This is a genomic window from Erythrobacter litoralis, assembly GCF_001719165.1.
In the GTDB taxonomy this organism is placed as follows: domain Bacteria; phylum Pseudomonadota; class Alphaproteobacteria; order Sphingomonadales; family Sphingomonadaceae; genus Erythrobacter; species Erythrobacter litoralis.
This window is the reverse complement of the sequence record NZ_CP017057.1, coordinates 1410126-1427482: the sequence shown is the minus strand read 5'-3', so window position 1 is coordinate 1427482 and position 17357 is coordinate 1410126. Positions and strand designations below refer to the sequence as shown.

Below are 17357 nucleotides of genomic sequence, written 5' to 3'. Positions count from 1 at the left end.
GGCCGGACGAGCGCTCCGATCCTTCTTTCTTGTCATTCAGACCACCCAGCGCATCTTGTGCCATTTCGCCATCCATCTGCCATCTGAACGTATCGCCTCGTAACGATTGCCGCCGCCTCGGTGGTCGATATCGACGAAGCAGCGCGAGGGCGTTGGGCAACGGACCGCAACTACGTCGATCTTCCCAGCCTCCGCGCCGTCCTTGTCGAACCAGTAGGTCAGCGCGGTGAACATCCCGAAATCGCCTTCGACGGTTTTGCTGGTGCAATCCGCAACCGGTATCGGGTGTAGGAAACTGTCCGCGAGCCGATCCGCGAGGATTGGGTAATCGAGCAATTCTTCGGTCTGGATACAAATCGCGGCCTTGTCGATCCCGGCTTCCGCCCTTCTGACTGGATCCTTCAGATAGGGGATATATTCGGAAAAATCCGCCTTGATCGCTGCGGCGACCGGCTCGGTCGGATCGGGGCTGCGGTCCAGCAGGGCGGAGAGCCAAACGCCTCCCGCCACAAATCCGGCAATTGCGGTTAGGCCGACGACCGATGTCTTGTCCATCACACCCCCTCCAGCAGCCGATCCGCCTGCGCCCTTGCCTCCGGCGTGACCTCCGCCCCGGAAAGCATCCGCGCGATCTCCTCCTGCCGCCCTTCAGCGCCGAGCAGCACCACGCTCGTCTTCGTCACCGTGCCGGACGACGCCTTGGCAATGAGGTAGTGCTGGCCCCCGCGCGCCGCGACTTGGGGCGAGTGGGTCACCGCCAGAAGCTGCCCCTCATCGCTGGCCAGCCGCGCCAGCCGTTCGCCGATGGCGCTCGCCACTGCGCCGCCCACGCCGCGGTCGATTTCGTCGAAGATGATCGTCGCCGCCCCGCCCTTTTCCGCCAGCGCCACTTTCAGCGCGAGGATGAAGCGCGACAATTCGCCGCCGCTCGCGATCTTGGCGAGCGGCGCGAAATCGGCGCCGGGATTGGTGGCGATCAGGAATTCGACCGCGTCGCGGCCCAGCGCGCCCCACTTGTCCTCCGGCAGGCCGGTGATCGCCGTCCTGAACCGCGCCGCGTCGAGTTTCAACGGCGCTAGCTCGGCCGCCACCGCCTTGTCGAGCCGCGCCGCCGCCTTGGCGCGCGCCTCGTGCGCCGCATCGGCCGCTGCGAGGTAAGCCGCGCGCGCCTCTGTCGCGGCGCGTTCGAGCGCGCCCAGTTCCGCCTCCCCGCCCTCGATCGCGGCGAGCTTGCGGCGCATTTCCTCCATCAGTGCGGGCAGTTCATCGACCTCGCAGCGGTGCTTGCGGGCGAGCGCGCGCAGGTCGAACAGGCGCGTCTCCGCCGCCTCGAGCGCGGCAGGGTCATGCACCAGCGCCTCGGCCGCGCGTTCGAGCGTTTCCTCCGCCTCCCCCGCCTCGATCACCGCCCGGTCGAGCGCGGCCAGCGCCTCGGCCAGCAGCGGGTGTTCCTCGGCGATCCGGTCGAGCTTGCGCGCCGCCACCCGCAGGCTCGCGAGCGGCGAATCCGAACCCTCCCAGATGTGGCGCAATTCCTCGAGTTCGCCCGACAGCCGCTCGCCCTTCTGCAGGTCGATGCGCTGGGCGGCGAGGCGTTCTTCCTCGCCCACCTCGGGCGTGAGCGCGTCGAGTTCGGCGAGATGCGCCGTGAGCAGGTCCTCGTCCGCCTTCGCCTGTTCGACCTCGGCCCGCGCCTCGGCCAGCTGCGCCTCGGCCTTCGCCCAGTCGCGCCATGCGGCGGCGAGCGCGGCAAGGTCGGTGCCGGCATAGCGGTCTAGCAATTCGCGGTGGCCGCGCGGGTTTACGAGGCCGCGATCGTCGTGCTGGCCGTGCAGTTCTACCAGCGCCGGGGCAAGCGCGCGCAGCAGGGCGACACTGGCGGACTGATCGTTGACGAAGGCCTTGGAGCCGCCATCGGCCTTGACCTGCCGCCGGATCAGCAGCGGCTCGCCCGGCTCGATCTCGATGCCCGCATCGTCGAGCGTTTCGGCTATCCCTGCGGGAAGCGCGGGAAAGACGAAACTCGCGGTCACGCTCGCCTTGTCCTCACCGGCGCGCACCAGCGCGGTTTCCGCGCGGTCGCCGAGCACGAGGCCGAGCGCATCGAGCAGGATCGACTTGCCCGCCCCGGTTTCGCCGGTGAGCACGCCGAGCCCGCCGCGAAACTCGAGATCGAGCGCTTCGATGAGGACGATGTTGCGGATCGAAAGCCGGGTCAGCATGGCGCGATCCTGTTAACCCAAGCTTGGCCGCCGGTCACGCGTGGAGAGGCCCTTTGCGAACAGCTATCGAACCGCGCCGGGAACGGTTACGATCGCCGGTATTTGGAGAATGCATGAGCATCATCCGAACGGGCACCGTCACGCTGATCGGCCTTGCGGCGCTGGCCGTGGGAGGTTTCGCCGCGCTCGGGCAGTATTCGAAGCGCGGGAGCGCGCCCGGACGGGTGGACGGCGCGCTGGCGCCCTGTCCCGACAGCCCCAATTGCGTCTCCAGCGAAGCGGGGACGGCGCCGGCCAGGCGAACCCCGCCGCTCCCGCTGGAAAACTGGGAGGTCCTGCCCGGCGCGATCGCTGAAATGGGCGGCACCGTGACCCGGCAGGAGGCGGATTACATCGCGGCCGAATTCACCTCGCGCACCTTCGGCTTCGTCGATGACCTCGAACTGCGCAGGGCCGAAGACGCGGTGCACGTGCGCTCGGCCTCGCGGGTCGGTCATTCGGACAATGGCGTCAACGCGGCGCGCGTCGAAGACCTGCGCGCGAGGCTCGCGGTGTGAGCGTGAAGGGAACCTAGCTCGGCCTGACGCCGTCGGCGTGCTTGTCGATCAGCTTGTACGCCTTTTCATACCACTCGCTGCCGGGATAGTTCGCCCCCAGCACCGATGCGTATTTCACCGCTTCGTCCGGGATGCCGAGCGCGAGATTGCTTTCAGTCAGGCGATAGAGCGCCTCGGGCGTGTGGCTGGTCGTGTCGAATTCCTCGATCACGTTGCGGAACCGGATCGCGGCGGCAAGCCACTGGCCCGAACGCTGGTAAAATCGCCCGATCTCCATTTCCTTGCCCGCGAGGTGATCGGCGACGAGATCCAGCTTCAGCCGCGCATCGGCGGCGTATTCGCTCTGCGGAAAGCGGCGGTTGACCTCCTCGAGCGCGGTCTGCGCCTGTTCGGTGATCTTCTGGTCGCGGTTCACGTCGCTGATCTGTTCGTAATAGGACAGCGCGATCAGGTAATAGGCGTAGGGCGCGTCCTTGTTCCCCGGGTGGATCGACAGGAAACGCTGCGCGTTCTGGATCGCCTTGTTGTAATCGCGCGCGAGGTAATAGCTGAACGCGCTCATCAGCTGCGCACGGCGCGCCCAGGGCGAATAGGGGTGCTGGCGTTCGACCTCGTCGAACAGGGCCGCGGCAAGGATCGTATTGCCGCGATCGAGCCGCCGCTGCGCTTCGGCATAGAGCGATTCGACGTCGCGCGCGACATAGGCGACATCCTCGTTGGCCGAGCCGCCGCCGCAGGCGCTCGTGGCAAGGACGGCGGCGCCGAGAAGAGCAGCGCGCGAAAGCTTGGTCGTGATCCGGGTCGTCATGGGGCGAGCGTATAGCTGCGCCCTCGCTGAACGCCAAGTGAAGGTTGGCGAGCGGTGCGGGGACATTCCCGATCACCTTTCCCCTGACGGATTTCGGAACTTCGCCCCTCCCGATCTCGTTCCTGAAAAAGAATGTTATATTTCAGGAGGTTACATATTTTAGGAACCCGCAACGCACTCGCTGCCGCCACCGCGCTTGGAATGACCGTCTCGCTCGGGGCCTGCGCCACCTCGACGCCCTACCAGTCGGCCGAAGTCGCCGGCCAGCAATTCGGTTACCAGAGCGAGCAGATCGCCGCCGACCGTTACCGCGTGAGCTTTTCCGGCAACGAGGTGACGGCGCGCGAGACGGTCGAGGAATATCTCCTCTACCGCGCCGCCGAACTGACCCGGCAGAAGGGCTATGACGGCTTCTATGTCGTGCGAGAGCAGACCGAGGCGGATATCGATATCGACACGCTGCCCACGACCTATCCGGGCTGGGCTCCCGGCTGGCGCTATTACAACGCCGATTTCGGCTGGGGCGTGTACAATCCCCTTGGCGGGACGCCCTTCCCCGCCGCGCGGATCAGCGCGAGCGACCAGTACAGCGCCTCGGCCGTGATTGAGATGTATCGCGGGAACGCCCCTGCAAGCGCCGAGGACACGTTCGATGCGAGCGCGGTGCTGGCGCGGCTGGGCGACTATGTGGAGATGCCCGAGGGCTGAGGCGGGTTAGCCTGCTACGGAAGTGAAGCCGTCCCGCGGCCCGATTGCCGATTGCCGCGCAATCGAGGCGCGGGGCGCTATTCCTCGCCCATCCTCAGCGCCGCGATGAACGCTTCCTGCGGGATCGACACATTGCCGTATTCCCGCATCCGCGCCTTGCCCTTCTTCTGCTTGTCCAGCAGCTTCTTCTTGCGGCTGATGTCGCCGCCATAGCACTTGGCGGTGACGTCCTTGCGCAGGGCGGCGATGGTTTCGCGGGCGATGATCTTGCCGCCGATCGCGGCCTGGATCGGGATCTTGAACAGGTGGCGCGGAATGAGGTCCTTCAGACGCTCGCACATGCCGCGCCCGCGCTCCTCGGCGACCGAGCGGTGGACGATGAGCGAAAGCGCATCGACCGGCTCGTTGTTGACGAGGATGTTCATCTTGACGAGATCGCCCTCGCGATTGCCGATCTGTTCGTAGTCGAAGCTCGCATAGCCGCGCGAAATGCTTTTCAGGCGGTCGTAGAAATCGAACACCACTTCGTTCAGCGGCAATTCGTAGGTCACCTGCGCGCGCCCGCCGACATAGGTGAGGTCGGTCTGGACCCCGCGCCGGTCCTGGCACAGTTTCAGGATCGCGCCGAGATATTCGTCGGGCGTGTAGATCACCGCCTTGATCCACGGCTCCTCGATCATCTCGATCCGGTTGACGTCCGGCCAGTCGGCGGGATTGTGGATGTCGATGACCTTCGCGTCCTCGGTCTTGGTATGGCCGAGATGGACGCGGTAGACGACCGAAGGCGCGGTGGTGATGAGGTCGAGGTCGTATTCGCGGCTCAGCCGCTCCTGGATGATTTCCAGGTGCAGCAGGCCGAGAAACCCGCAGCGGAAGCCGAAGCCGAGCGCTGCGCTCGATTCCATTTCGTAGGAAAAGCTCGCGTCGTTCAAGCGCAGCTTGCCGATGCTCTCGCGCAATTTCTCGAAATCGGCGGCGTCGACCGGGAACAGGCCGCAGAAGACGACGGGCTGCGGTTCGCGGTAACCGGGCAGCGCCTTGTCCGCGCCGTTCTTGACCGTGGTGATGGTGTCGCCGACGCGGGCCTGTTCGACTTCCTTGATCTGGGCGGTGATGAAGCCGATTTCGCCGGGGCCGAGTTCGGGCAGATCGGTGCGCTTGGGGGTGAAGCAGCCGACGCGGTCGACGAGATGCTGCGTGCCGCCCTGCATGAAGCGAATGCCCATCCCCTTGGTGAGCGTTCCTTCGAGCACGCGCACTAGGATGACGACGCCGAGATAGGGATCGTACCAGGAATCGACCAGGCTCGCCTTGAGCGGAGCCTCGCGCGTGCCGACAGGCGGCGGGATGCGCCTGACGATCGCCTCGAGCACGTCCTCGATGCCGATGCCCGATTTCGCGCTGGTGAGCACCGCATCGGACGCATCCAGACCGATGATGTCCTCGATCTCGGCGCGGACCTTGTCCGGATCGGCGGCGGGCAGATCGATCTTGTTGATGACGGGGACGATCTCGTGGTCGTGCTCGATCGACTGGTAGACATTGGCGAGAGTCTGCGCCTCGACCCCCTGCGCCGCATCGACCACCAGCAGCGCACCCTCGCACGCGGCGAGGCTGCGGCTGACTTCGTAGGCGAAGTCGACATGGCCCGGCGTGTCCATCAGGTTCAATTGGTAGGTCACCCCGTCGCTCGCGGTGTAGTCGAGCCGGACGGTCTGCGCCTTGATGGTGATACCGCGCTCGCGCTCGATATCCATGTTGTCGAGGATCTGCTCCTTCATCTCGCGTTCGGTGAGGCCCCCGCAGACCTGGATCAACCGGTCGGCGAGCGTCGACTTGCCATGGTCGATATGCGCGATGATGGAGAAATTGCGGATCTTTGAAAGGTCGGTCATTTGCGCACGCGAATAGCGCCGCTCTCGCGCAGTGTCATGCGAGAAAAACGCAAGTCAGCGCGCGGGGCGTTTCAGGGGGAAGCTTCGGAGGTGCGTATCAGGCCTGTTCGACCCGCGCGCTTTTCGCATAGCCGAATTGCGGGATCGACTGGCCTTCGCCCTGCCCGCCTTCGCCGTGCCCCCCTTCGCCGTGCCCGCCTTGGCGCGACATTCCGCCCATCGCCTTGTAGCTTCCCGGCGACAGCGCGGCGAGCGGCGCCCCGGCGGCGGCGAGCGCATAGGGACTGACGCGGTTCCTCGTGACGAGACCGCCCGAGCCGTCATCGACGAGGTGCTGTTCGAATTCGAGCCCCTGCGTGTCGCCATTGGTGCGCGTCACGGTCGCAACGGCAAGCTGCCCGCCGCCAAGGTCGACCACGAACTGCGTCCCCTTGGGCACGTCCATCAGCCCCTGGATCAGAGCCCCCGTGCGCGACAGGTTGCGCAGGGTCACCTCGTAGGAATGGTCGTCGTGGATGACGTTGATCTTGCGCAGCACGGTGCGGCGGCGCGCGCGGGCGGTGCGGTCGCTCGACGGGTCGATCCGCCAGCCCTCGCCCATGATCTCGGCCTCGACCGTCTCGCGCGGGGCGGCCTCGTAATAGATCGGCCCCTGCACGAAACCGATCCCGCATTCGGTCAGTGCATGGTTGAGCGACATCGTCTCGATCCCGCCTGCCAGCGTGTCCATGCCAAGAGCGCCCGCAAGCGCGACGATCGCACGCACAAGGCCCAGTTCGCGGCTCTCGCCGCCATTGGTCTCGCGGTCGGCCTCGGCGACGAGGCGGCTGTCGATGCGGATCGTGTCGAACGGCGCGCGGCGCAGATAGGCGAGGCTTGAATAGCCCGAGCCGAATTCGTCGAGCGTCAGGCGCACGCCGAGCTTGAACAGGCGCCCCAGCGTGCGGTCGACCTCGTTCGCATCGCCGAAGAAGACCGCCTCGCTGATTCCCAGTTCGACCCGGTTCGCAGGCAGATCGGCCTCCGAAAGCGCCTCGGCGACCGTGTCGACGAATCCTTGCTCGCTGAACAGAGCAACCGGCACGCCGATCGCGACGCGCACGCTTTCGGGCCATAGCGCGGCATGCGAACACGCCTCGCGGATCGCCCAGCGTCCGACATCGCCGACCAGCGAGGAGCCGTCGAGGATGCTGGCGAATTCCTCCTCGTCGATCTCGCCGCGCTGCGAATGATTCCAGCAGATCTTCGCCTCGAGCGTCGTCACCTTGCCGCTCTTCGCCTCGATCACCGGCTGGTATTTGACGAAGAGCTGGTTTTCCGAAAGCCCCGTGCCGAGATCGGCCTCCAGGCGGCGGCGGAAGATCGTCTCGTTCTCGAGTTCGCCCGAATAGAACCGGAACTGCCCGCGCCCGCCATTCTTCGCGGCATAGAGCGCAAGGTCGGCCGAACGCACCACTTCCTCGCGCGTGACCCCGTCATGCGGCGCAATCGCGATGCCGACCGAGGATCCGATCACGCAGCGTCCTTCGGCGAGGCTGTAGGGCTGCTTGAGCATGGCGATGACCTTCATCGCGATCTCGCCCAGAACGCCGCGATCGTCGAGGTCGGGCAGCATGACCTGGAATTCGTCGCCCCCAAGCCGCCCGATTTCGCATTCGCGGTCGATCGCGCGCTTGAGGCGGTCGGCGACCTGTTTGAGCAATTCATCGCCGGCCGCATGGCCGAGCGTGTCGTTGACCTGCTTGAACCGGTCGAGGTCGAGCATCATCACCGCGCAATTGCGCTTGGCCGCCCTGAACGCGGTGAGAGTCGATTCGATGAACTGCGCCATGCGGTGGCGATTGGCGAGGCCGGTGAGCGAATCGAACTTGGCGAGGCGCTCCGTCTCCTCCTCGCGGTACCATTCCTCGGTGATGTCCGCGCCCGTGCCGCGAAAGCCGAGGAACCGCCCGGACGGCTCGAACACCGGATGCCCGGCAAGCCGCAGGACCGCGCCGTCGGGACGCCTCGCGGCGCGCACGGCGAGGCCGGTGAACGCCTTGTGCGCGCCGAGCCTCAAGGCGAGCGGCTTTTCGCGCCCGTCGCTCGCGGCCGGCTGGAATATCTGCGCGACCGGGTGGCCGACCAGTTCGTCGATCGGCACGTCGAGCCGTTCGGCGATGGTCGCGGAAAGATAGGCGAGGCGGCCATCGGTATCGCTTGCCCAGAACCAGCCTAGGCCCGAGCGTTCGAGATCCTCGAGCATGGCGAGCTTCTGCGCGTCGGACAGCGACGATCCGGCCCCGGCGCCTCTTGCGCCCGGGTTCGCGGCAATGTTCCCGCTTCTCGAAGACAGCAGACCCTTCAAGGGCACGTCGCCTATGTCCTCCCGGCTTTGGTCCACCGCGCACGCGGCCCCCTTTCCGGGGCATGGCGCGCGCGAAAGCTGTTCCTGATCTCACCCCGGCGTAAAGGCGGTTGGTTAGTTTTTCGCTAAGACGCCGGCGCCAATCCGGGCGCCAAATCTCATCCGGCGAGCCGCGCCGGAGCGCCGGCGAGGATGGCGAAGGAGCCGTCCGTGCGGCGCTCAAGAGGCTGGTCGAACTCGATCCCGGTGCGCCCGTCGCGGTTCCAGCGGATCACTCCGCTCGCGCGCTGGCCGCCGGCGAATTCGATTTCCACCTCGCTGCCCGCCGGGATGTTCCGGACCCCATCGAGCAGCAGGCCGCCTTCGGAAATGTTGCGCAAGGTGGCGCTCACCGTGCCGCCTGCATGCATGATCAGCACGCGGCGCAGCAGGTTGGTCCGCGACGAGCGGGCCGCGCGCGGGCCTTCGGGGCAGACCGCGGTGTCGCTCTCGACCAGCTTTCCGGCCTCCGATGCGTCCATCGCCCGGTGATAGACATGGCCCTGGACGTGGCTGCATCCCAGCACCCTGACCAGTTCGAGCTCGTCCAGCGTCTCCACCCCTTCCGCGGTCGTGTCCATGCCCAGGGCATCGGCGAGGCTGGTGATCGAGGCGATGATCGCGCCATTGCGGCTGCCCTTCTCGCTTGCGCCGCGCACGAAGCTCTGGTCGATCTTGATACGGTCGAAAGGCGCTTTCTTGAGATAGCCGAGCGAGGAATAGCCGGTCCCGAAATCGTCGAGCGCGAGCCGCACGCCGACGCGTTTGAGCGCCGCGAACATCGACTCGGTGGCGGAGCCGTCGCCGACGAAGACGTTTTCGGTGATTTCGAGCTCGAGCCGCGCAGGTTCGATCCCCGCATGGGCGAGCGCATTGGCGACGACATTGGGCAGTTCGGGATTGGCGAATTGCAGCGGCGAGACATTGACCGCGCAGCTTGTTGCGACGGGCCAGCGGGCGAGGTCCTCGCAGGCGGTGCGCAGCGCCCACTGGCCGAGCTGGTCGATCAGCCCGGCATCCTCGGCGATGGGAATGAACTTGTCGGGCGCAAGGCTCCCGCGGCGGGGGTGGTTCCAGCGCATCAGCGCCTCGAACGCGACGATCGTCTCGCTCGCGGCATGGACGACCGGCTGGTAGTGCAGTTCAAGCTCGCCGCGCGCGATCGCCTCGCGCAGGTCCTTTTCGAGCTCGGCACGCTCCTCGGCCGCCGAATGCAGTTCATCGGAATAGAACCGGTGGCAGCCGCGCCCCGCATCCTTGGCGGCATAGAGCGCAAGATCGACATTGCGCATCAGGTCCTCGCTCGTGGTGCCGTGATCGGGGGCGACCGCGACGCCGACCGAGGCGCCGATCACCACCGCATGGCCTTCGACCGTATAGGGCTGCGAGAGCGAGGCGATGATCTCGCGCGCGACATCGGCGAGATGCCGGCGGGTCTGCGGCGCGGGTACGATGACCTGGAATTCATCGCCGCCCAGCCGCCCGCAGCGCCCGGCCGGGCCGATCACCCGTTCGAGCCGCTGCGCGACCTGTTTGAGCAGTGCATCGCCGACCGGATGTCCGAGCGTGTCGTTGACCTGCTTGAACCGGTCGAGGTCGAGCAGGAAGAGCGCGCAGGCCCGGTCGCGTTCGCGCGGGGCGGCAAGGATCTGTTCGAGCGCGCGGCTCATCTGCACCCGGTTGGCAAGGCCGGTGAGCGAATCGTAATGGGCGAGGCGCGAGACCTGCTGCTGGCTCCGCCGCTTTTCGGTGAGATCGGTGCCGTGGCCGCGGAAACCGCAGAAATTCTTGTAGGAATCGTAGACCGGCCGCCCCGTCAGCGCCCAATAGCGCGCGTCTTCGCGATCCTCGCCGCCCGAACCCAGGGTCGCCGCGCGAAGCTCGATGTCCTGAAACGCAGAGCGCGCCGAAAGGTGGAAGGCAAGCGTGCGCTCGGCATCGGACGCGCCGGGCGCGGGATGAACGATCTCGGTCAGCGGGCGGCCGATCACCTGACCCGGCCGCTTGCCCAGCACATGCGCCGCCTTGGGCGAGATGTAGGTGAGCTGGCCGCGCCGGTCGGTTTCCCAGAACCAGCCCTCGCCCGTCTCCTCGAAGCTCCTGAGGATGTCCTCGGCCCGCGCCGCGACCCGCTCGCGTGCCTCGCTGCTGGCCCGGCGGCGCTGGGTGTCCTTCCATTCGAAGCGCGCGATCAGCATCAGCGCGATCCCCGCGGCGATCATGGCCGAAATCGTCAGCCGGCTCGGATCGACAAGCGCAAAGGGCACCCAGGTCGCGATCTTGGCCGCGAACAGCGAGATGACCCGCGTGCGATAGACCGTCGCCGAGGCGGCATTGATCGACAGCAGCGTCGCCACTGCCCATTGCCACGGCAGGCCGTCGGCAACCCAGTGCGCGACCGTGTAGCCTGCGCAGCCCATCGGCAGGACCACGCCGACCCCGACCAGCGCGAGCCGCAGGGCAAGCCCCGTGCCTTCGCGCCGCTCGATCCGGGAAAAGACCGATCCGATCGTAAGCAGGATCACCGAGGCGAAGCCCGCCGCAAGCGCGATGCCATCGGGCAGGCCGCCCGCGACGATCGCCGAAGGCACGTAGGCGAGCCCCAGAAGCAGCGCGAGCGCGCGCGAATGGCGCGGCAGGAAATGTTCGTGGCTGCGCCTGACCGGCGCGGGATGCGCGGCTCTTAGCGTGGTGTGCCGCTCGCCTGCGCGCAGCGTCTCGCGTCGTTCGCCTTCGCGACGCTCGCAATCGGGGGATTCGGGCGCGCGATCGGGTACGGGGACGATCTGTCTCCCCCCTTCCGATCCAGAAATGCCTGCACGCGCAACCATTGCGCAGTCCTAGGGCAAATCCTTTTGCATTCTGGCTAAGACCAAGAGTTAACGCGCCGTGAAGACCGACCCTTTTCCGGGGTTTGCGGGGCAAAAGGAGTTAATTCGGCTGCACTTCCATGAAGGCCTTGGGGGTGCGATTCTGCATCGTCATCAGCGCCGCATAGGGATCATCGCCCAGCGCCTGGAGCGGCTTTCCGGCAAGCTCGATCTGGTAGGGCGAGACCCGGTGGCGGGTGCACAGCCCGTCGGCCCCGTCGCTGATCAGCGGGGTTTCGAATTCGACCCCCTGCGCCGCCCCTTCCGAACGCCGCACCACCGCCACGGCAAGCTGCCCGCCGCCCAGGTCGAGCACGATCTCGGTCCCGACCTCGACGCCCAGCAGGCCCTCGATCTTGGCCCCGGTCTTCGACAGGTTGCGCAGGAACACGTTGTAGCGATGATCGCCATGGATCAGCCCGACGCGGCGGAATTCGGTGCGTCGTTCGGCGCGGTATTTCTCCGGTCCGCGCGGGGTGAGGATGAGGTCCCCCTCCTCGAACCGGCGCAGCGCCTCCTCTCCCGGGATGGCGCGCGAGAAGAGGATGCCCTGGACATGGCTCGCCCCCTGCCGGGTGACCACGGCGAGTTCGTCCTGGGTCTCGACCCCTTCGGCGACGGTTTCCATTCGCAGCGCGTCCGCCAGGCTGACGACGGCGGCGACGATGGCGAGATTGTTGCTGTCCTTGCCGGCGCAGCCGCGCACGAAGCCCTGGTCGATCTTGATCTTGTCGAACGGCGCATCGCGCAGATAGCTCAATGACGAATAGCCGGTCCCGAAATCGTCGAGCGCGAGCCGCACGCCGAGCTTCTTGAGCGCGGCGAAGACACGCTGCGAACGTTCGACATCGCCCATGAAAACGCTTTCGGTGATCTCGAGCTCGATCCGCGCCGGATCGACGCGCGAGCTTTTCAGCGCCTTGCGCACGATATCGACGAAATCGTCGGCGGCGAATTGCACCGCCGAGACATTGACCGCAGCCTTGACCTTGCCCGGCCACGTCGCGGCCTCGCGGCAGACCTCGTTCAGCGCCCAGGTGCCCAGTTCGCGGATAAGGCCGACTTCCTCGGCGACGGGAATGAAATCGGCAGGCGAGATCATGCCGCGTTCCGGGTGTTCCCACCGCATCAGCGCCTCCATGCAGGCGACCTCGTGGGTCTTCGCATCGACGATCGGCTGGTAATGCATCCGCAGCTGTTCGCCGACGAGCGCGTCGCGCAGGTCCTGTTCGATCTGGTGACGAAAGCTCGCCTGGTCGCGCAGGTCGCGCGAATAGAACCGATGCTGGCCGCGCCCGCCCCCCTTCGCCGCGTAGAGCGCAAGGTCGGCGGCCTTGGTCAGCTCCTCGGGCTCGACCCCGTCATAGGGCGCGACGGCAATGCCGACCGACACGCCGATGACCGCGCGGCTGCCGTTGATCGAATAGGGCTGCGAGGCCATCTGGATGAGCTGCTGGGCGATGTCGCCCAGATCGCCGCGATCGTCGTGATCGGGCAGGATGACCTGGAATTCGTCGCCCCCCAGCCGTCCGATCTCGATCCGCTCGCCCAGCACGCGGCGAATGCGCGCGGCGACCTGTTTGAGCAATTCGTCGCCCGCCGGGTGGCCGAGCGTGTCGTTGACCTGCTTGAACCGGTCGAGATCGATCATCAGCAGCGCACAGGACCGCTTGGCATGGGTGAAGGCCTTGAGCGTCTGTTCGAGCTGGCGGCTCATGCGGTAGCGATTGGCCAGGCCGGTGAGCGAATCGTATTGCGAGGCGCGCTCGGCCTTGCGGCGTTCCTCGTGCGTGCCGGTGATGTCCCTTGCGGTCCCGCGATAGCCGGTGAAGCTGCCGTCCCCGGCAAAGCGCGGCTTGCCCGCGATTTCCCACCAGGTCTCGCCGTTGCCCAGCTTGACCCGGACCGGCGTCGGGCCGAGCGTGGCGCGCGCGGCGAGGAGGAACTTGAGCGGGCGGGCGCTGCCCTCGCCCTTGCCTTCCTCCTTGCGTTCCTGTTCGAACATCTGGTTGATCGTGCGGCTGGCGAGTTCATCCGGCCCGATTTCGAACGGGGCAAGCGCGGCGGGCGAACAATAGATCATCCGTCCTTCGGCATCGCTCGCCCAGAACCAGCCGACGCCGGTTTCCTCGAGGCTGTCGAGCAGTTCGACCCGGCGCGCAAGGTCGCTCGGCACGATCGGGACGGCCGCTGGGGGCGCACGACCGGCGGCTGCGGGCTCATCGCCCTGCTTCCTGATCCGTGAGAAAAGCCCTGCCACCTGAATGAAGTCCTGTTCGATTAGGCGCGATCCGGGGCCGTGCTAGACCATCATGGATAAAAAAACGGTAACGCCCCCGGGGCCAGCGCGGCATCGGGCGCGAGACGCTTGCAAAGCGAAGGGGGGCGCGCCACTCTGCCGGGCGTAGAGCGGCCCGGTGGGCACGCCGAAAACAGGATGCAAGGGGACCATGGCGGACAGTGTCAGGCTGGAGAACGAGGCGGCGCAATCGACCAATGCGCTCGGGCCGCTGATCGGCGTCGCGCGCGAGGATTTCGTCGGCGCGGTCGCGCTGCTGCTGCGCGAGACGGCGTCGGACCCGGCGCGCACCTTTCGCCACGCGCAGGCGATGGGCGAGGACATGGTCAAGATCATGACCGGCAAGAGCGAGCTTGCCCCCGATCCCCGCGACAAGCGGTTCATGGACCCGGCCTGGCAGTTCAATCCGTTCTTCCGCGCCGGGGTGCAATATTACCTCGCCGTGCAAAAGGGGATGCGCGGCTGGCTGGAGGACCTCGAACTCGACGAGCTGGAGCGCAACCGGGCGAATTTCATCGCGCAGATCATCCTCGACGGGCTCAGCCCCACCAACACGCTCGCCGGGAACCCGACCGCGCAGAAGCGGCTGATAGATTCGGGCGGCCTCAGCCTCATCAAGGGCCTGCAGAACGCCTACAACGACATCGTCCACAACAAGGGGATGGTCAGCCAGGTCGACAAGCGCCCGTTCAAGCTGGGCGAGAACATCGCCACTTCCAAGGGCGAAGTCGTGCTGCGGACCGAGATGATGGAGCTCATTCACTACGCGCCGACGACGGACGAGGTCTACGAGATCCCCCAGCTCACCATCCCGCCGCAGATCAACAAGATGTACATCAACGACCTCAGCCCCGAAAAATCGGTGGTCAAATGGCAGGTCGACAACGGCATCCAGACCTTCGTCATTTCGTGGCGCAACCCGACGAAGGAACAGGGTAAGTGGGGCATGGCGGATTACGTCGCCTCCTGCGCCGAAGCGATGGAGGCGGTCGCAGCGATCACCGGCTCGAAGACGGTCAACGTGTCCGCGGGCTGTTCGGGCGGACAGACCGCGAGCGTGCTGGCCTCGAAACTCGCCGCCGAGAAGTCCGACCTCATGGGCACGCTCACCCTGATGGTCTGCGTGCTCCACCCCAAGGCGACCGACATCGAGGCAGGCTCGCTCGTCTCCGAGAACGGAATGCAGCTCGCCCGTCAGCGCGCGATGAAAGCGGGCGTGATCGAGGCGGACGACCTCGCGCGCGGCTTCGCCTGGCTGCGGCCCAACGACCTCATCTGGAACTACGTCATCAACAATTACCTGCTCGGCGCAGATCCGCCCGCCTTCGACGTGCTGTTCTGGAACGCGGACGCGACCAACCTGTCGGCGAGCCTCATGGCCGATTTCCTCACCCTCTACGAAACGCTCGCCTTCACGAAGAAGGGCGAGGTCGAGATGGCCGATCACAAGGTCGACCTGTCGAAGGTGACGAGCGACCTGTTCATCCTCGGCGGGGTGACCGATCACATCACCCCGTGGAAGGCGACCTATCGTTCGACCCAGCTGTTCGGTTCGAAGGACGTGACCTACGTCCTTTCGCAATCGGGCCACATGCAGGCGATCCTCAACCCGCCGACCAATCCCAAGGCGAAGTATTTCGTCCAGAAGAAGGCGGGCAAGCTCCCCGCCACCGCCGACGACTGGCTCAAGGGCGTCGAGGAGGTCAAGGGAAGCTGGTGGCCGTTCTGGATCGAATGGCTGCAGGCGCGCGCCGGAGAGAAAAAGGCGGCGCCCGCAAAGCTCGGCAATGCGAAATACAAGCCCGTCGGCCCCGCGCCGGGACTCTACGTCGTCGAGGAAGTCTGATAGAGGCCGCCCGCAACACCTTACGGGAGGCACAGGCGCGAGGGATCCGCGCGCGTGCCTCCCACCCCAATGAATGCGCCCGACCGGGGGATCGAAAGGCGCGCACGAAAGGACGGAAAATACTTGTCTGAGCCCATGAAAGACGCGGTCGTGACCATGGAAGAGGTCGGCGGCCGGACGCTACGGACCGCTGCGTGGAGGCTCGACAAGCCCTCCGATCATCTGCCCATCCTGTTCTTCAACGGCATCGGCGCGAACATCGAGGCGGTGGCCCCGCTGGCGGACGCGCTGCCCGAACGCGGCTTCATCATGTTCGACATGCCGGGCGTGGGCGAATCGCCCGAACCGCTGATCCCCTACAACCCCTTCACGATGAGCTGGACCGCGGCCCAGATCCTTGGCCGCTACGGTCTTGGCGAAGTCGATGTGATGGGCGTGTCCTGGGGCGGCGCGATGGCGCAGCATTTCGCGCTCCAGCATCCTCAGCGCACCCGCCGGCTCACCCTGATCGCGACGACACCGGGCATGGCGATGATTCCCGGGAACCCCGCCGCCTTCACCAAGATGGCGAACCCGCGCCGCTACATCGATCCCGAGTTCATGAACGAACATTTCGCCACGCTCTATGGCGGGGTCGACAAGGACGGGGCCGAGCACCAGAAGGACAGCCATATCGGGCGGCTGAAGCCTCCTTCCCCGCGCGGCTATCTCTACCAGCTGATGTGCATGATCGGCTGGACGAGCCTTCCGGCACTGCCCTTCATGAGCAAGGAAACGCTGATCATGATGGGAGAGGACGACCAGATCGTGCCCTTGGCCAACGGCAAGATCCTGAAAGCGATGATCCCCAATTCGCGCCTCGTCACGGTCGAGGGCGGCGGGCACCTCTTCCTGCTGACCCATGCGGACGAAAGCGTGGCGGCAATCCGCGAATTCCTCGACGCGCCCGAAAGCGAGAAGGAAGCGGGCCGCACGAGCGCCTTCGCGGCCTGAGGATACGGAGCCCCGCGCGCTCCTGGCTGCGCCGAATACCTCGCGCGTGTTTCAGCCGGCGGGCCGTTCGACCGGGACGACGTTGTATTCGCGCGCTTCGGCCTGGCTCAGGCAATAGCGGGTCTGGCTGTCGCGTTCGCTTTCTACCGCCTGCACCCGGTACATGATGTCGGTCAGAAGCTTGCGGCTCACGCCCATGCGGATCAGGAAATCGTTGTCCTGGCTCGCCAGCAGGGCCGAGGACTGTTCGATTTCCGCGATCAACTCGGCTGTCGCACCCTCACCTTCGCGGACCGCTTCCTTGATGGTGAACCGGTCCTGGGTATGGGTGAACATGTGGACCATGAAGATCCCGCCCTCGTCGATGTGGCGGCGGTCGCCCCCCATGAAGATGAAATTGCAGGCAGAAAAGCAGGTCCAGCCCGCCGGAATTCGGGTCAGCATGCCGGGAAAGGACCGGATCACCTTGCCTGCATCGTTGCCCGCGACCGCATCCCCGCCGGGCGAGCGCAGCCATATTTCCGAAATCCTTTCGTCGGCTTCGATCGCCTCCCTCAGCCGCCGGGGCAAGGTGAAATCGATCACGCCTTCGGCAAGCAGTACGCGCTTGCCGTCCCGGTCAGCGGGGGTCAGCGTCATGCGCTCGGCGGGACCCCAGTCAGGCTCGGCCGGGCAGGTGGGATTGTCGGGATCCATCTCGCCCGCACCCACCAGCATGGCTGCCGCCGCGATCGCGGCGAACGGGCGGAACAGGAGGCGATGGGGTCGCATGA

Annotated in this window: 12 protein-coding genes; 4 read left to right on the top strand and 8 right to left on the bottom strand. The window is 66.2% G+C overall.

The window, feature by feature from the left end; translation table 11 throughout:
• Positions 1 to 36 precede the first annotated feature (36 nt).
• Positions 37 to 555, bottom strand: a complete 519-nt coding sequence (locus Ga0102493_RS06780; protein ID WP_034904812.1) for a hypothetical protein — start codon at positions 553 to 555, stop codon at positions 37 to 39.
• Entirely contained in the window at positions 555 to 2222 is a 1668-nt protein-coding gene (gene recN, locus Ga0102493_RS06775) for a DNA repair protein RecN (protein ID WP_034904813.1), read from the bottom strand. The genes Ga0102493_RS06780 and recN overlap by 1 nt, the downstream gene beginning before the upstream one ends.
• Before the next feature lie 113 nt (positions 2223 to 2335).
• Here recN and Ga0102493_RS06770 point away from each other — a divergent pair, with 113 nt between their 5' ends.
• Positions 2336 to 2779 carry a DUF1499 domain-containing protein gene (locus Ga0102493_RS06770; protein WP_051698146.1) on the top strand — a complete coding sequence of 148 codons (444 nt, stop codon included), beginning with the start codon at positions 2336 to 2338 and terminating at the stop codon, positions 2777 to 2779.
• A 13-nt stretch (positions 2780 to 2792) separates the two neighbouring features.
• Here Ga0102493_RS06770 and Ga0102493_RS06765 read toward each other — a convergent pair whose 3' ends face one another.
• On the bottom strand, positions 2793 to 3587 hold the full coding sequence (locus tag Ga0102493_RS06765) for an outer membrane protein assembly factor BamD (RefSeq protein ID WP_034904814.1): 795 nt from the start codon (positions 3585 to 3587) through the stop codon (positions 2793 to 2795).
• A 201-nt stretch (positions 3588 to 3788) separates the two neighbouring features.
• Here Ga0102493_RS06765 and Ga0102493_RS06760 point away from each other — a divergent pair, with 201 nt between their 5' ends.
• The gene (locus Ga0102493_RS06760) at positions 3789 to 4295 is read left to right on the top strand and encodes a CC0125/CC1285 family lipoprotein (protein WP_051698148.1); all 507 of its coding nucleotides are present in this window, start codon (positions 3789 to 3791) and stop codon (positions 4293 to 4295) included.
• Positions 4296 to 4372: 77 nt separating this feature from the next.
• Here the strand turns inward: Ga0102493_RS06760 and lepA are convergent, their stop codons facing one another.
• The 4 genes from lepA to Ga0102493_RS06740 all read right to left on the bottom strand — a co-directional run bounded on the left by lepA (position 4373) and on the right by Ga0102493_RS06740 (position 13706).
• Positions 4373 to 6190 (bottom strand): translation elongation factor 4, encoded by a 1818-nt coding sequence (gene lepA / locus Ga0102493_RS06755; RefSeq protein ID WP_034904815.1) that lies wholly within the window; start codon positions 6188 to 6190, stop codon positions 4373 to 4375.
• 97 nt (positions 6191 to 6287) lie between these two features.
• The gene (locus tag Ga0102493_RS06750) at positions 6288 to 8573 is read right to left on the bottom strand and encodes a putative bifunctional diguanylate cyclase/phosphodiesterase (protein WP_236922318.1); all 2286 of its coding nucleotides are present in this window, start codon (positions 8571 to 8573) and stop codon (positions 6288 to 6290) included.
• A gap of 122 nt (positions 8574 to 8695) precedes the next feature.
• Positions 8696 to 11407 carry an EAL domain-containing protein gene (locus tag Ga0102493_RS06745; protein WP_051698150.1) on the bottom strand — a complete coding sequence of 904 codons (2712 nt, stop codon included), beginning with the start codon at positions 11405 to 11407 and terminating at the stop codon, positions 8696 to 8698.
• A 100-nt stretch (positions 11408 to 11507) separates the two neighbouring features.
• On the bottom strand, positions 11508 to 13706 hold the full coding sequence (locus Ga0102493_RS06740) for a putative bifunctional diguanylate cyclase/phosphodiesterase (protein WP_236922317.1): 2199 nt from the start codon (positions 13704 to 13706) through the stop codon (positions 11508 to 11510).
• Positions 13707 to 13896: 190 nt separating this feature from the next.
• Between Ga0102493_RS06740 and Ga0102493_RS06735 the strand changes: the two genes are divergently transcribed.
• Both Ga0102493_RS06735 and Ga0102493_RS06730 read left to right on the top strand, forming a co-directional pair.
• Positions 13897 to 15591 carry a PHA/PHB synthase family protein gene (locus Ga0102493_RS06735; RefSeq protein ID WP_034904816.1) on the top strand — a complete coding sequence of 565 codons (1695 nt, stop codon included), beginning with the start codon at positions 13897 to 13899 and terminating at the stop codon, positions 15589 to 15591.
• Between the two features lie 123 nt (positions 15592 to 15714).
• Positions 15715 to 16584: an alpha/beta fold hydrolase gene (locus Ga0102493_RS06730; protein WP_236922316.1), complete on the top strand. Its 870-nt coding sequence runs from the start codon at positions 15715 to 15717 to the stop codon at positions 16582 to 16584.
• 51 nt (positions 16585 to 16635) lie between these two features.
• Here the strand turns inward: Ga0102493_RS06730 and Ga0102493_RS06725 are convergent, their stop codons facing one another.
• Complete coding sequence (locus tag Ga0102493_RS06725) at positions 16636 to 17355, bottom strand: COG3904 family protein (RefSeq protein ID WP_236922315.1); 720 nt, start codon at positions 17353 to 17355, stop codon at positions 16636 to 16638.
• Between the last annotated feature and the right edge of the window lie 2 nt (positions 17356 to 17357).